At 61.6% G+C, this 15,923-nt stretch carries 11 protein-coding genes and 1 other RNA gene; 11 read left to right on the plus strand and 1 reads right to left on the minus strand.

Annotation, left to right across the window (positions count from 1 at the left end; all coding sequences use genetic code 11):
* Window positions 1-140 precede the first annotated feature (140 nt).
* The 6 genes from ACYAR8_RS11790 (at window position 141) to ACYAR8_RS11815 (ending at window position 12,128) form a co-directional block, all read left to right on the plus strand.
* Window positions 141-800, plus strand: a complete 660-nt coding sequence (locus ACYAR8_RS11790) for a GntR family transcriptional regulator (RefSeq protein WP_074889313.1) — start codon at window positions 141-143, stop codon at window positions 798-800.
* Window positions 801-803: 3 nt separating this feature from the next.
* The gene (smc, locus tag ACYAR8_RS11795; protein ID WP_463579970.1) at window positions 804-4,292 is read left to right on the plus strand and encodes a chromosome segregation protein SMC; all 3,489 of its coding nucleotides are present in this window, start codon (window positions 804-806) and stop codon (window positions 4,290-4,292) included.
* Window positions 4,293-4,566: 274 nt separating this feature from the next.
* Window positions 4,567-5,415: a cell division protein ZipA gene (zipA, locus tag ACYAR8_RS11800; protein WP_108119868.1), complete on the plus strand. Its 849-nt coding sequence runs from the start codon at window positions 4,567-4,569 to the stop codon at window positions 5,413-5,415.
* A gap of 227 nt (window positions 5,416-5,642) precedes the next feature.
* Window positions 5,643-7,991: an NAD-dependent DNA ligase LigA gene (ligA, locus tag ACYAR8_RS11805; protein WP_463579971.1), complete on the plus strand. Its 2,349-nt coding sequence runs from the start codon at window positions 5,643-5,645 to the stop codon at window positions 7,989-7,991.
* A 992-nt stretch (window positions 7,992-8,983) separates the two neighbouring features.
* A complete protein-coding gene (locus ACYAR8_RS11810) occupies window positions 8,984-10,150 on the plus strand; it encodes a zinc-binding metallopeptidase family protein (protein ID WP_463579972.1) in 1,167 nt (388 codons plus the stop codon).
* Window positions 10,151-10,322: 172 nt separating this feature from the next.
* Window positions 10,323-12,128, plus strand: a complete 1,806-nt coding sequence (locus ACYAR8_RS11815; RefSeq protein ID WP_463579973.1) for a sensor domain-containing phosphodiesterase — start codon at window positions 10,323-10,325, stop codon at window positions 12,126-12,128.
* 3 nt (window positions 12,129-12,131) lie between these two features.
* On the opposite strand, the gene ACYAR8_RS11820 is transcribed toward ACYAR8_RS11815, so the two are convergent.
* Complete coding sequence (locus ACYAR8_RS11820; protein WP_463579974.1) at window positions 12,132-12,626, minus strand: GNAT family N-acetyltransferase; 495 nt, start codon at window positions 12,624-12,626, stop codon at window positions 12,132-12,134.
* 236 nt (window positions 12,627-12,862) lie between these two features.
* Between ACYAR8_RS11820 and ffs the strand changes: the two genes are divergently transcribed.
* The 5 genes from ffs to ACYAR8_RS11845 all read left to right on the plus strand — a co-directional run bounded on the left by ffs (window position 12,863) and on the right by ACYAR8_RS11845 (window position 15,742).
* Window positions 12,863-12,959, plus strand: an RNA gene (gene ffs, locus ACYAR8_RS11825) — signal recognition particle sRNA small type.
* A 338-nt stretch (window positions 12,960-13,297) separates the two neighbouring features.
* Window positions 13,298-13,996 (plus strand): HAD-IA family hydrolase, encoded by a 699-nt coding sequence (locus ACYAR8_RS11830; RefSeq protein WP_463579975.1) that lies wholly within the window; start codon window positions 13,298-13,300, stop codon window positions 13,994-13,996.
* Between the two features lie 75 nt (window positions 13,997-14,071).
* A complete protein-coding gene (coaA, locus tag ACYAR8_RS11835; protein WP_074889248.1) occupies window positions 14,072-14,998 on the plus strand; it encodes a type I pantothenate kinase in 927 nt (308 codons plus the stop codon).
* Window positions 14,998-15,366, plus strand: coding sequence for a Rap1a/Tai family immunity protein (locus ACYAR8_RS11840; protein WP_122537289.1), 369 nt, complete (start codon window positions 14,998-15,000; stop codon window positions 15,364-15,366). The genes coaA and ACYAR8_RS11840 overlap by 1 nt, the downstream gene beginning before the upstream one ends.
* A gap of 97 nt (window positions 15,367-15,463) precedes the next feature.
* Entirely contained in the window at window positions 15,464-15,742 is a 279-nt protein-coding gene (locus ACYAR8_RS11845; protein WP_463579976.1) for a hypothetical protein, read from the plus strand.
* The last annotated feature ends 181 nt before the right edge of the window (window positions 15,743-15,923 follow it).

Here is a 15,923-nt window from a genome sequence, read left to right on the forward strand (position 1 = left end):
AAGACTGGGTGCTCATGATCAGAACATGTCCGTGTTTCTGCTTAATTCGTGCCAGTTTCCCCACTATGGCCCTGCGCCACAGACATGCAGTGCGATACACTCCGCCGCTTGTTTGCGACCAAAGAAGTTGAAGGTAAGAAATGACGTTCAAGGCACCTGACAGCCTCGCCGAGCAGATCGCTCATCACCTTGCCGAGCGCATCATCCGCGGCGAGCTCAAGCCGGGGGAGCGGATTCAGGAGCAGAAGGTCACGGCCGCGCTGAACGTGAGCCGGGGCTCGGTGCGCGAGGCGTTGCTGATTCTGGAGCGCCGCCATCTGATCGTGATCCTGCCCCGTCGCGGCGCGCAGGTGTCGGTCCTGACCCCGCACAACATCACCAGCCTCTGCGCCTTGATGAGTGAGATGTACATCCTCCTCGGTCTGGCGGTGGCGCGCAGCTGGAAGGAGCCCGTCGACCTGGCGCCGTTCCAGCAGATTCAGCACCGGCTCATGGCCAATTGCGAGCGCCAGGACGTCAAGGGCTTCGTCGAAGAGAGCTTCAACGTCATGCGCGCGGCTTATCCATTTGCCAATAATCCGTACTTGGAAGAGACCGTCGAGAACCTGCAGCCCTCCATGAGCCGCTTCTACTTCCTCGCCCTGGATCAACGCCAGGCGGAAATGAGCGAATACCTGACCCTGTTCGGCCAGTTGCTCGAAGCGGTGGTGGCGCGGGATCTGGCGCGCATCCGCGACGTGCTGACCTGCTACGCCGAGCGCAGCTGCCAATCGGTTTTGTCTGCCCTGGCGGCCAGCTGATTCATGCGCCTCAAATGCATCAGGCTGGCCGGGTTCAAATCGTTCGTCGACCCGACGACGGTGAACTTCCCCAGCAACATGGCGGCCGTGGTCGGCCCCAATGGATGCGGCAAATCCAACATCATCGACGCGGTGCGCTGGGTCATGGGCGAGAGCTCGGCCAAGAACCTGCGCGGCGAGTCGATGACCGACGTCATCTTCAACGGCTCCACCAGCCGCAAACCCGTGAGCCAGGCGAGCATCGAGCTGGTCTTCGATAACTCCGACGGCACCCTGGTCGGCGAATACGCCAGCTACGCGGAAATTTCCATTCGCCGCAAAGTCACCCGCGACAGCCAGAACAGCTATTACCTCAACGGCACCAAATGCCGCCGTCGCGACATTACCGACATCTTCCTCGGTACCGGCCTGGGTCCGCGCAGCTACTCGATCATCGAACAGGGCATGATCTCCAAGCTGATCGAAGCCAAGCCCGAAGACCTGCGTAATTTCATCGAAGAAGCCGCCGGCATCTCCAAATACAAGGAGCGCCGCCGCGACACCGAGAACCGCATTCGTCGTACCCACGAGAACCTCGCGCGCCTGACCGATTTGCGCGACGAGCTGGGTAGGCAGCTGGAGCGATTGCAGCGTCAGGCCCAGGCGGCCGAGAAGTATCAGGAATACAAGGCCGAGGAACGTCAGCTCAAGGCGCAACTGTCGGCGTTGCGCTGGCAGGCGCTGAACGAACAAGTGGCCCAGCGCGAGTCGGTGATCGGTAATCAGGAGGTCGGCTTCGAGTCGCTGGTCGCCGACCAGCGCAGCGCCGATGCGGCCATCGAGCGCCTGCGCGACGGTCATCACGAGCTGTCTGAACGATTCAATCTGGTGCAGGGGCGTTTCTATTCCGTGGGCGGCGATATCGCCCGGGTCGAACAGAGCATTCAGCACGGCCAGCAACGTCTGCGCCAGTTGCAGGACGACCTGCGCGAAGCCGAGCGTGCGCGCCTGGAAACCGAATCCCATCTGGGCCACGACCGCACGCTGCTGGCGACGCTTGGCGAAGAGCTGGAAATGCTCGAGCCGGAGCAGGAAATCACCCTCGCGGCCGCCGAAGAATCCGCCGCCGCGCTGGAAGACGCCGAAACCGCCATGCACGGCTGGCAGGAGCAGTGGGACGCCTTCAACCTCACGTCCGCCGAACCCCGGCGTCAGGCAGAAGTGCAGCAGTCGCGCATTCAGCAGCTGGAAACCAGCCTGGAGCGTCTGGCCGAGCGTCAGCGGCGTCTGGGTGAAGAGCGTCAATTGCTCGCGGCGGACCCTGAAGACGCAGCAATTCTCGAACTCAGCGAGGACCTCGCGGCGCGGGAAATGGCCTTTGAAGAGCTGACCGCCGAAGAAGAACAGCTGATCGAGCGCCTTGAGCAACTGCGCGTGGATCTGCAACAGGCCACCCAATCGCAACAGCAGGCCCAGGGCGATCTGCAACGCTTGAACGGCCGCCTCGCTTCGCTGGAGGCGCTGCAACAGGCGGCACTTGATCCGGGCACAGGCACCGCCGAATGGCTGCGCGATCATCAACTCAGTGAGCGTCCGCGTCTGGCCGAAGGGCTGCGGGTCGAGGCGGGCTGGGAAATGGCCGTGGAAACCGTGCTGGGCGCCGACCTGAATGCGGTGCTGGTGGATGATTTCGCCGGGCTGGATCTGGCCGGATTCAGTCAGGGCGACCTGCGCCTGGTGAGTCCCGGCGCTGATGTCACGCGCATCCCTGGCAGCCTGCTGGACAAGGTCGATACGCAGGTCGATCTGACCCACTGGCTGGGCCAGGTCAAACCCGTCGAAACCCTCGACGATGCCCTGGCGATGCGCGGCCAACTGGGCGCCGGTGAAAGCTTGATCAGCCGCGACGGCTATTGGGTCGGGCGGGATTTTCTCCGTGTGCGCCGCGCCAGCGAAGCCGAAAGCGGCGTGCTGGCGCGGGGGCAGGAATTGCAGCGCCTGGAAGCCGAGCGCGACGAACGTGAGGCGACCCTGGCCGCGCTGGATGAGCAACTGTTAACGCAGCGCGAACAGCAACGCACTCAGGAAGACAACCGTGAGCAATTGCGCCGCCGCTTGCAGGACGAAGCCCGCCAGCAGAGCGAGCTCAAGGCGCAGTTGTCCGCCGCCAAAGCCAAGGTCGAGCAGTTGACCCTGCGCCGCACGCGGCTCGACGAAGAGTTGACGGAGCTCGCCGAACAGCGGGCCATGGAGCAGGAAACCCTCGGCGAATCCCGCCTGCAGTTGCAGGACGCCCTCGACAGCATGGCGCTGGACACCGAACAGCGCGAGTTGCTGCTCGCCCAGCGCGACAGTCTGCGCGAGCGGCTGGACCGGGTGCGTCAGGAAGCCCGCCAGCATAAGGATCACGCCAACCAGCTGGCCGTACGCCTGGGATCGCTGCGCGCGCAGCATGATTCCACGCGTCAGGCCCTGGAGCGGCTGGAGATGCAGTCCGAGCGCCTGACCGAGAAGCGCGAGCAACTGAGCCTGAATCTGGAGGAGGGCGCTGCGCCGCTGGAAGAATTGCGCATGAAGCTCGAAGAGCTGCTGGAAAAGCGCATGGTCGTCGACGAAGAGATGCGCACCGCCAAGAACGCCCTGGAAGACGCTGACCGCGAACTGCGCGAAGCGGAAAAACGTCGTACCCAGGCCGAGCAGCAATCGCAGTTGCTGCGTGGGCAACTGGAACAACAGCGCCTGGAATGGCAATCGCTGACCGTGCGACGCAAGGCGCTTCAGGAGCAACTGCACGAAGACGGCTACGATCTGGATGGCGTGCTGGCGACGCTCACCCCCGAGGCGAACGAGAAGGCCGCCGAAGAAGAGCTGGAACGCATCGCCGCGCGGATTCAGCGTCTGGGCGCGATCAACCTAGCCGCCATCGACGAGTATCAACAGCAGTCCGAACGCAAACGCTATCTGGACGCCCAGGACGCCGATCTGGTCGAAGCGCTGGACACCCTGGAAAACGTGATCCGCAAAATCGACAAGGAAACCCGCAACCGTTTCAAGGAGACCTTTGATCAGATAAACGGCGGAATTCAGGCACTTTTTCCAAAAGTTTTCGGTGGTGGCAGCGCTTACTTGGAACTGACGGGCGAAGATTTACTCGATACAGGGGTGACAATCATGGCGCGCCCTCCCGGCAAGAAAAACAGCACGATCCATTTGCTGTCCGGGGGTGAGAAAGCCCTGACCGCGCTGGCGCTGGTTTTTGCCATCTTCAAACTCAACCCGGCGCCGTTCTGCATGCTCGACGAGGTCGATGCACCGCTGGACGACGCCAACGTGGGGCGCTACGCCCGGTTGGTCAAAGAGATGTCGCAGACGGTGCAGTTCATCTACATCACCCACAACAAGATCGCCATGGAAATGGCTGATCAGTTGATGGGGGTCACCATGCACGAACCGGGTTGTTCACGGCTGGTGGCGGTGGACGTAGAGGAGGCGATGGCGCTGGTGGAGTCGTAGCGGGATGCGCAGTTGATCGCGTGGCGATCATGCAGATTTGCAGGGAAAAGTGGCGCACGGACGTCCAGTACAGGAACCATCGTCGCGGCGTGACAGATGCTTGTGACCTGCCAGATGTAACAGACGGTGTAAAGTTGCCTTTGGTCGTGCTAGCTTAATGTCCACTTTTCCATTTCGCGTGGGTAAAAGGCCATTCAGAACATAGAGTTGGCTCCACGTTTTAAAGGGGTTTGCGCCCTTAATTTTCAGAATTTCATTAGAGGCACGGGACTACATGGAAATCGGTCTGCGAGAGTGGCTGATCGTCATCGGCATTATTGTCATTGCCGGTATTCTGTTTGACGGCTGGCGCCGTATGCGCGGCGGCAAGGGCAAATTGAAATTCAGGCTGGACCGCAGCTTCTCCAATGCGCCGGACGACGACGAACCGACGTCCGCCGAAGTGTTGGGCCCTGCGCGCGTCCTGGACACCCATAAAGAACCCAAACTCGACGAGCATGACCTGCCCACGATGAGCGCAGCACCCCGCGAGCGCGCCGAACGTGAACCGCGACGCGGCAAGCGCAAGGACGAGCCGCATCAGGGTGACCTGAACCTGAGCGCCGGCCCTGATCTGTTCAGTGCCCGCGACGACGATTTCCCGGACGACAAGCCGAACCAGCGCATCACCGAAGACAAGGACCTGCCACCGGTGGAAGAAGTGCTGGTGATCAGCGTGATCTCCCGTGACGAAAGCGGCTTCAAAGGTCCGGCGCTGTTGCAGAACATTCTGGAGAGCGGTCTGCGCTTTGGCGAGATGGACATCTTCCACCGTCACGAAAGCATGGCCGGCAACGGCGAAGTGCTGTTCTCGATGGCCAATGCGGTCAAGCCGGGCGTGTTCGATCTGGACGACATCGACCACTTCAGCACTCGCGCTGTGAGTTTCTTCCTGGGTCTGCCAGGGCCGCGTCATCCGAAGCAGGCGTTTGATGTCATGGTTGCCGCCGCTCGCAAGCTGGCCCACGAGTTGAACGGTGAATTGAAAGACGATCAACGCAGCGTCATGACCGCGCAGACCATCGAGCATTACCGTCAGCGCATCGTCGAGTTCGAACGCCGCGCCCTGACCCAGCGTCGCTGATTGGCTGCACGTTTATTGGACGATGCAATCCTGTAGGAGCGTGGCTTGTCCCGCGATCTGGCGCGAAGCGGCAGTAGATCTGACGGATGAGGTATTTCAGCTACACCGCGTTGGATGAGTTGCGACTGCTGCGCAGCCGATCGCGGGACAAGCCACGCTCCCACAGGTTATGCACGTACCACGATTGAGCAGCTTCGGCTGCTCTTTTGCATTTCGAGAACACACTTATGAAAGCCGCCGAAACCCGCATCCTTGAACTGCGCGCTGAGCTGGATCAGCACAATTACCGCTATCACGTCCTCGACGAGCCGAGCATTCCGGACGTCGAGTACGACCGGCTGTTCCACGAGCTGAAGGCGCTGGAGGCGGAGAACCCGCATCTGGTGACGCCTGACTCGCCGACTCAGCGGGTGGGCAGCGCGGCGCTGTCGGCGTTTACTCAGGTGCGTCACGAAGTCCCCATGCTGAGCCTGGGCAACGCCTTCGAAGAAAACGACATGCTCGAGTTCGATCGTCGGGTCAACGAAGGGCTGGACCTGCCAGCGGCTTCGAAGAAGGTGGAATACAGCTGCGAGCCGAAACTCGACGGCCTGGCGGTCAGCCTGCTGTATCAGAACGGCGCGTTGGTGCGGGGCGCTACTCGCGGCGACGGCACCACCGGCGAAGACATCAGCGTCAACGTGCGCACCGTGCGCAACATCCCGCTGAAGCTGCACGGCAAGGGCTGGCCGGAGACCCTCGAAGTGCGCGGCGAAGTGTTCATGTCCAAGGCCGGCTTTGAGCGTCTTAATGCCAGCCAGCTGGAAGTCGGCGGCAAGACCTTCGCCAACCCGCGCAACGCGGCAGCCGGCAGCCTGCGCCAGCTGGATTCGAAAATCACCGCCAACCGCCCGCTGGAATTCTGCTGCTACGGCATCGGCCAGGTGTCCCACGACATCGCCGACACCCACACCGGCAACCTCCAGCAGCTGAAAGAGTGGGGCATGCCGATCAGCCGCGAGATGAAAATCGCCCACGGCATCGAAGACTGCCTGACGTACTACCACGACATCGGCGAGAAACGTCTCACGCTCCCGTACGAAATCGACGGCGTGGTGTTCAAGGTCAACAGCGTTGCCGCCCAGCGCGAGCTGGGTTTCCGCGCCCGTGAACCACGCTGGGCCATCGCCCACAAATTCCCGGCCATGGAAGAACTCACCGAGCTGCTCGACGTGGAATTCCAGGTCGGCCGCACTGGCGCCGTCACGCCGGTGGCTCGTTTGAGACCGGTAAAAGTCGCCGGTGTCACCGTCGCCAACGCGACGCTGCACAACATGGATGAAGTGGCGCGCCTGGGCCTGATGATCGGCGACACGGTGGTCATCCGCCGCGCAGGGGACGTGATTCCCCAGGTGGTGCAGGTGGTCCAGGAGCGCCGTCCGACAGACGCCCGCGCCGTCGAGATCCCGCAAAGCTGCCCGGTGTGTGGCTCGCAGGTCGAGCGTACGCAACTGATCAAACGCAGCAAGGGCAAGGAAACCATCAGCGAAGGCGCGGTCTACCGCTGCGTCGGCCGCCTGGCCTGCGGCGCGCAGCTAAAGCAGGCGATCATCCATTACGTCTCGCGCCGGGCGATGGACATCGAGGGGCTGGGCGACAAAACCATCGAACAACTGGTGGACGAAAAGCTCATCGGTTCGCCCGCCGATCTGTACAAGCTGAAGTACGAGCAGATCATCGATCTGGAAGGTTTCGCCGACATCTCCAGCAAGAAGCTGCTCAAGGCCATCGACGACAGCAAGCAGCCGACGCTGGCGCGCTTCATCTATGCGCTGGGCATTCCGGATGTCGGCGAGGAGACAGCCAAGGTGCTGGCGCGCTCGTTGGGTTCGCTGGATCGGGTGATTGTCGCCCTGCCGGAGGTGCTGACGTATCTGCCGGACGTGGGCCTGGAAGTCGCCCATGAGATCCACAGTTTCTTCGAAGACGAGCACAACCAGACCGTGATCGGGGCGTTGCTCGGCGAATGCCAGATGGAGCTGCAGGACACGGGCGATCTGGGCGCGGAGTTCGCAGCGAGTGCGACCTTGGGCGGCATGCTGGATAAGCTGAACATTCCGTCGGTGGGACCGGGTGCGGCGCAGAAGCTGGCGGACAAGTTCGGCACCCTAGAGGCAGTCGTGAAGGCGGACTGGCTGGATATGCGGCAGACGCTGCCGGAGAAGCAGGCGCAGGCGGTGAGGGCGTTTTTCGATGTGCCGGAGCATGCGCAGCGGGCCATGGCGATCGAGCAGCAGCTGAAGGATTTCGGCATGCACTGGCAGAGCGAGAAGAAGGTGGTCGAGGGGCTGCCGCTGGCAGGGCAGACGTGGGTCTTGACCGGTTCGCTGGAGTTGATGAGTCGGGATGTGGCGAAGGAGAAGCTGGAGGGGCTGGGGGCGAAGGTGTCCGGTTCGGTCTCGGCGAAGACCCACACGGTGGTGGCCGGGCCTGGGGCGGGCTCGAAGTTGACCAAGGCCAACGAGCTGGGCTTGAAGGTGTTCGACGAAGAAGCGTTTGTGGGGTTTCTGAAGCAGCATGGCGTTGATTTAAGCTAGATCAAGATCAAAGGCGTCGGCTTAACGGCCTCGGTTTCGCCTTCGGCGAGTTACTTGATAAAGCCCCAAGTAACCAAGGGCTTGTGCTCCTGGTTGGGCCCCTCGTTCCTCGGGGTTCCCTCACTCCGGTCTCGCTCCGTGTGCCCGCGCCGAACGGACATCCATGTCCTGACGGCGCTCTCGCCGCATCCATGCGGCTCGGCCCACTGCGCGAGACCTGCGTTCAGCCTGCACCCAAGTCGCGATTGGTGGTGACTGAGCCTTTTGCATTTGAAGATCAAAAGCAGATCAACAGCTTCCCGGCTAAAGCCGGTCCTACGGTCGAGGTCTGCCGCGACTCTCGCGGAATGTACGCGCTGCTATTAGTGGGACCGGCTTTAGCCGGGAAGGGGCCGGTTCAGCCACCATCAATTTCGCAGTTCACCAGTTGATCGTACCCACGCTCCGCGTGGGCACGCATCCCCAAGACGCTTCGCGTCATCCAGGGACGCGGAGCGTCCGAGGCGGCGTTACCACGCAGAGCGTGGGAACGATCAGCGATCAGCTGAAACAAACGCGCACCCCGTGGGACCGGCTTTAGCCGGGAAGCCCTTGATCTGCTTCTGATCTGCTTCTGATCTGCTTCTGATCTGCTTCTGATCTGCTTTTTGATCTTCTTACATCGAAGTTCCAGACACCGCCAATCGCGACTTGGGTGCAGGCCGAACGCAGACGACGCGGAGTGGGCCGAGCGGCATGGATGCCGCGAGAGCGCCGCTAGGACATGGATGTCCGTTCGGCGCGAGTCCACGGAGCGTCGTCGGAGTGAGGGAACCCTGACGAAGGAAGGGCCAAACCAGGAGCAGGCACTTTTGCTTACTTTTGGTGCTTTTCAAAAGTAAGTCGCCGAAGGCGAAATGTTCCGCCGTTAGGCGGGAGTGAAGACTGCGCAAAAAACGGAACCCCCGCCACCCTTGACGATCTAGTGCTTGCAGCCCCATCAGGATATCGCCATGTTCCAGTTCTTCGAGCAACTCAGCACACGGATCGCGGCGCCGTTCGCCGGAGAGACCAAGCGCAACAGCAAGGTCTGGCAATGCCATTGCGGGCAGTCGGTGTTTTTCCGCAACAGCCAGTGCCTGGCCTGCTCGGCAGCGCTGGGCTATCTCCCGGAGCAGAGCAAGATTGCCGCACTGGAACCGGCTCCCGAGGCACAGACCTGGCGTCTCACCGACGAGCCCCAGGCCGGGCTCTACCGCCGTTGCGCCAACCTCGACACAGCGGCGGCGTGCAATTGGGTATTCCCGGCGCTCAACGCCGGAGAATTCTGCGTCGCCTGTAGCCTCAACAAGACCATCCCCGACCTGTCTGTGCCGGAAAACCCCGAGCGCTGGGGCAAGATCGAGACCGCCAAGCGCCGGCTCGTTGCGCAGTTGATCACCCTCGGCCTTCAGGTCATCCCCAAAAGCGTTGATGAAGAGCGCGGGCTCGCCTTCGAATTCCTGGGCGTCGACCTGGAAGGCAACCTGCCAACCACCGGCCATGCCAATGGCCTCATCACCCTCAATGTCGAAGAAGCTGACGACGCGATTCGTGAGAAGGTTCGCGTGCAGATGCACGAACCCTATCGCACGCTGCTCGGGCATTTCCGTCATGAAGTGGGGCATTACTACTGGGACCGCCTGATCGCCGACACCTACTGGCAGGACGGTTTCCGTAACCTGTTCGGCGACGACCGCGCCAGCTACGCCGACGCCCTGGATCATCACTACCAGAACGGCGCGCCGGCCGACTGGCAGCAGAGTTTCGTCAGCGCCTACGCGACCATGCATCCGTGGGAAGACTGGGCCGAAACCTGGGCGCATTACCTGCACATGATGGACGCCGTCGACACCGCGCTGAGCCTGGGCATGAGCGCCCGGGACATGGACCTCGACTACCAGCCGTTCCCCCTGGAAACCCTCTACGACCCTCAGCATCCGGGCGGTCCGGCGTTCCTCTCGTTCGTCAATGCGTGGATCGAACTGGCCGGCATGCTTAACGAGCTGTCCCGCGCCATGGGCCAGGCGGATTTCTATCCGTTTGTGCTGCCCCCGGCGGTCATCACCAAGCTGCACTTCATCCATCTGGTCATACAAGGCGCGGGCGGCAAGGCTGATGAAGTGCTGCAGGTGCAGTGATTCACTCATGTGATTGAATGCTGAAAAGCCATTGGTACGAAGCGGTGAACGGATGTCGCCGCTTGTCCGCGACGCCTGCACCGCGGAGAAAGCAGTGCTATTTTTCCTGTACATATCGTTTTGACACTACCGGCAAAGCGATTGGCGAAGCGGTCTAAAAGGGATTTCAGTCATGGCCACTGGTGCTCCACTTCCCAAAAACGAGCGTTCCCGGCTGTCGCGCATCACCCACATGGGGCTTATCGATGCGACGGCGGACGATGTGCTCGACCATGTCATTACGATGGTGACCCATTACTTTGAGGTCCCCATCGCCCTCGTTTCCATCGTCAGCGAGCATCGCCAGTGGTTTCGCGCACGGGCAGGCATGGAAGAGCGGGAGACGCCCCGCGAGGTTGCCTTCTGCGCCTACACCATCCTCAGCAACAAAATGTTTCAGGTCCCTGACGCGATGCTTGACCCGCGCTTCAGCGATAACCCGCTGGTGACCGGTGAGCCGCACATTCGCTTCTATGCAGGGGTGCCACTGGTGACCGCCGATGGCCTGGCCCTGGGTACGCTGTGCATCATCGACAACAAATCCCGGACGCCGCTGGATGCGCGTGATCGGCTCATGCTGGATATGTACGGCCAGTTGGTGATGCAACGACTCAACAACCTGCGCAGTGCCAGCTTTGTCGATCAGCCCACTGGACTGTTTAATCGCCTGCGCCTGGAAGAAGACCTTACGGCGCTGGCCGATCGGCGCAAATATGCGCTGATCGCGCTGGACATGGTGGCGCCGGCGTTTCTCGACAGCATCGTCAAAGCGCTGGGTTACAGCTTCGCCCAGGAGCTGGTGCGCTGCATGATCGAGAACTGCCGCAGCCAGTTGCCGGCCAACACCGCGCTGTACAAGGTCAGTCCAACGCGTATCGCGCTGATCACCCGCAACGCCCGCCCGGAGGAGGCCGAGCTGCTGTTTCGGCAGTTGCTGGAGCATTTCCGGCGGCCGCTGATCTGCCGCAACATCCCCATTCAGATGGACGTCGGCATCGGCGTGCTGCCGTTGGGCCTGGACCGATGCCAAGAGCGCGACTGGATTCGGCTGGTGGTCAGCGCGGCGGACGAGGCCCGCGGCAAGTCGACAGGTTGGCGCTGGTACGAGCCGCACCTGGACTTCGCCCAGCAACGGGCTTTTCTGCTGCTGGCTTCGCTGGCCGAAGCCGTGCGCAGCCCGGATCAGCTGTCGCTGGTCTACCAGCCGAGACTGGAAGTGGCGACCGGTCGCATCGTGACCGTCGAAGCGCTGCTGCGGTGGCAGCATCCGGTGCTGGGAGCGATCAGTCCTGCGGAATTCATTCCGCTGGCGGAAAAGACCGCGTTGATTCGCTCGCTCAGCCTCTGGGTGTTGAAAAAGGCTGTTGCCCAGGCAGCCATCTGGCAGGCGCAGGGCTATGCCTTCAAAGTGGCGATGAACGTGTCGGCAATCGATCTCGCCAACTCATCGTTCAGCGACGCGCTGTTCGAGCAACTGACGGTCAGCGGTCTCGACCCGAGTGGCTTCGAGCTTGAATTCACCGAAAGCGCCTTGTGCGACAACCCTGAAGTGACCCGGTTGCAGTTGGAGCGCTTGCGCGGATTGAACATCGACATCGCCATTGATGACTTCGGCACCGGTTACAGCAACTGGACCTACCTGCGGCAATTGCCGGCCACCTCGGTCAAGCTCGACAAGTCACTGGTGGAAAACATCGACAGCAACGACAAGGATCGCGACCTGGTGGAAGCCATCGTCGTTCTGGCCAAGCGCCTTGGCTACCGCGTCGTCGCGGAAGGCGCCGAAACCGAAGGCGTCTACGAAATCCTCTGCGAGCTGGGTTGCCACGAAGTGCAAGGCTTCCTCGTAGCGCGGCCCATGAACGTCAGCGCTCTGGAACACTGGATGAGCGTCGATCGCAGCAGCAGGATCCGGCAGTTGCAATCACTGGCGCAGTGAGCGTTACAGTGTGAGACGCATCAACCGCTCAAAGCCGGGCTGATCCGCATCGCGTTCGGGCAACGCCTGCCAACCCAGCGCCAGGTACAACTGGCGCGCCGGGTGATTACCAGCCTCTACCGCCAGCATCAACTGGGCAGTGTCTGGCCATAAATCCCGCGCCACCGCCGGCAGCGCGCGCAGGCACTGCTTGCCCAACCCCTGACCCTGAAACCGACGATCGATCATCAGCGCGTGCAGCGTGGTCGTCACGTGCTCGCGTTCGCGTGCCCAATCCGGCAGCAGCGAGCCGCGCTTGAGCACAAAAAAGCCCCGCGGGATGTCGTCCATCAGCAACACAAAGCCCTGCCTGTCGGCAACGGGACGTGCGGTCAGCGTGTGCAGACCGCCATGAATGTCGCCCACGTGGCGGATCTGCTCCGGGAGCAGCTCGATCTCCAGCAGTTGGCGCTGTTGGGTGGGGGAGAGGGATTCATGGCGGGTGAGCGCGAAATGCATTGGTGATTCCTGTGTCTTGCGCCCTGGCGGGGGCCGGGCAGGGGCCAGACGCTTGCTTGCGGGAGGTGAAAATCCAGGCGCCATTGTGCCGCATTTGGCTACTCAGCCGCTGCATCGCGCAGGCGGCGAGGGGCTGACGACGCTCAAAATCTTAATCTGAAACAAGAGGTTGTAACTTCGCGCGAGACCGGTACAATGGCGCGGCTCGCCACTGGCGAGCGTCGTTATGGTGACCCCATCGGTCCCCCCGCAACGATTACCCGTGAACCTGGTCAGAGCCGGAAGGCAGCAGCCACAGCGGGAACATTGTGTGCCGGGGTGTGGCTGGTGGGGTTGCCTCCATAACGAACCCTCGTCGCCATGACGAGTATTGATCATCCGCACTCCTGGCGGTCTCGATCACTTCAACTCTCTCAAATTTCTCATCCCTGTCTTGTTGGCAACTGGCTGCGTGTCTTAACGTTGTTATTTTCTCATCGCGTGGCTCGTCGGAACCCGAGCTTGAGCGAATGATCCTTAAGCAACGCTGAACCATAGAGTTAAGCCACGTGCGGTTCATCGCCTTATACGCAGCTTAGAATGGGGCACTCGCTGATACGTATCCGACGCCCAGTCAAGGCGACTGGCCGGGCATCCATCGCACGCCACCCCTCGGCTCAGGAATAACAACAATGACAACCGACACCCCATCACCCCTCCACCCAACAGCCCCCATCCAACTCGTACTTTTCGACCTGCTCACCGCCTTGCTGGACTCCTGGACCCTGTGGAATTCAGTCGCCGGATCCGAAGAGTTGGGCCGCACCTGGCGCATGGCCTACCTGAAGGCGACCTATGGCTGCGGGCGCTATCGCCCTTACGACACGCTGGTCGAGGAGGCGGCTCTGGAAGTCGGCCTTGGCAAGCATGCAGCCGCAGAACTCGATCGGCGCTTCGGGGAGTTGCAGCCCTGGCCGGAAGCCAAGGCGGTCCTCGAATCCCTGAAGCCTCATTACAAGCTCGGTATCGTCACCAACTGTTCGGAGCGCCTGGGCCAACTCGCGGCGGACGTGTTGGGTATCCCGTTCGATGTGGTCGTTACATCGGAGAAAGCCGGTTTTTATAAGCCGGACCCCGCGCCTTATCGTCTGGCGCTGGACACTTTGAGTGTCGATGCCAGCCATGCCGTGTTTGTCGCGGGTTCGGCCTACGATCTGTTCGGCACGGCGAAGGTGGGGCTGCCGACGATCTGGCATAACCGCCTCGGGCTGCCAGCGCCCGAAGGCGCGCCGGCGCCTCTGATCATGCGGCCTACGCTGGAAACCCTGGCGGCGGATCTGGCGGAAATGACGGCAACGAAGTCAGCCAATCGCCCTGGCAGATTCAAATAAATCTGCCCTCCATTTGGACCAATACGATAGTCTTCGCACCATTGTTGATACGGACACCTGACTGGAACGCGATTGATGGCCCCTGATGACTATCTGGTAATGAGCAGCGCGGAGTGGGCGGGGCTGCGCGCCAGTACGCCATTGACGTTGTCCGAAGAAGACCTCGCCGCATTGCGTGGCGTGAACGAGGACATCTCGCTGGAGGATGTCGCCAATATCTACCTGCCGTTGTCGCGCCTGATCAATCTGCACGTCAGCGCCGCGCGCAATCTCGACAGCATCAAGGACACCTTTCTCGGGCGCCCCGCAAAACGCCAGACCTACGTGGTCGCGGTGGCAGGCAGCGTTGCGGTCGGCAAGAGCACTTTTGCCCGAGTGCTGCAGGCGCTGATGGCGCGCTGGCCGGATCATCCCCGGGTCGACCTGATCACCACCGACGGCTTTCTGCACCCCAACGCACGGCTCGTCGCCGACGGCATCATGCACCGCAAGGGCTTTCCGGAAAGCTACGATCGCAAGCGCATGGTCAAGTTTCTCTCTGACCTCAAGGCCGGCACGCCGGAAATCACCGCCCCGGTCTATTCCCACATTAGCTACGACATCGTCCCTGACCAGTTCTTCAAGGTCAGCCAGCCCGACATCCTGATTTTCGAAGGGCTGAACGTGTTGCAGACCGAGGGCAATGACGGGCAGAAACCGGGCAGCATCGTTTCGGATTTCTTCGATTTTTCAATTTATCTGGACGCCGAAGAGGGCGACATTGAGCGCTGGTACGTCGAGCGTTTTCTGATGCTGCAACGCACCGCGTTTCGCGCGCGAGGCGCCTATTTTCGTGAACTGGCCGACCTGCCGCCGGAGAAATCCCCGGACGCGGCGCGCAAGATCTGGCACGACATCAACCGGCCCAATCTGCTGGAAAACATCCTCCCGACCCGCGAGCGCGCCAGCCTTGTGGTGCGTAAGGCGTCGGATCATTCGGTGAAGGAATTGTGGCTACGCTGATGGGTAAATCGATCGCGGGCGCGTCGGCGTTATTCGCGCTGTGCGTCAGCGCTGGCGCTCTGGCGGACGGCAACAAGTTGCTGCTCGAATGCCAGGACGGCATCAACAGCATGAGCGGCGGCGTGGCGCAGAATGGCGTGGGTGTCGGGCATTGCGTCGGGGTGCTGCAAGCGACGATGGACACTCTGGATCTGTTCCACGAAGCGGGCGGACTGCCACGGCTGGTGTGCGTGCCCGAAGGCGGCATTCCGATGATTCAGTCGATGCGCATCATTGTGCAGTCCCTGCAAGCGCATCCCGAGAGCTTGCATCTGAATGAATCCGTGTTGGTGGTCGCGGCGTTGAAAAACGCGTTTCCCTGCCAGTAACCCTCACGTTTTACGCTAGCCTGTTGGTTGATCCAGCACTGATTATCCGGGTCGCCCCCTGCCGCCGCGCTGGCGACGGACTTCAGCAAGGATGTCGATGATGCGTGTCAATGCGCTGATGGTGCTGTTATTTACGGACCTGGTGGCCGCTACTTACCGCTTCGTTATCTACCTCTTCGCTCAACTGGTGCCGGACATGCGCCCCAGCTTGGGTTTCGACATTGCCTACGTGGGCCAGTCAACACGTCACGAGTCCGCAGGAGCCGGCTTGCTGGCGAAAGCAATCTGTCTGGTGATACCTGCGTGTCTGAACCACCGCAATCGCGGGCAAGCGCGCTCCTACAGGTTCCAGGCCCGACGCCACTTGCGTGCTTGACGTAAATCCACCGTAGGAGCCGGCTTGCTGGCGAAAGCAATCTGTCTGGTGATACGGGCGTGTCTGAACCACCGCAATCGCGGGCAAGCGCGCTCCTACAGGTTCCAGGCCCGACGACACTTGCGTGTTCGACGTAAATCCACCGCAGGAGCCGGCTTGCTGGCGAAAGCAGGCTGTCTGG

The sequence above is a fragment of the Pseudomonas sp. HP_01 genome (assembly GCF_055284355.1).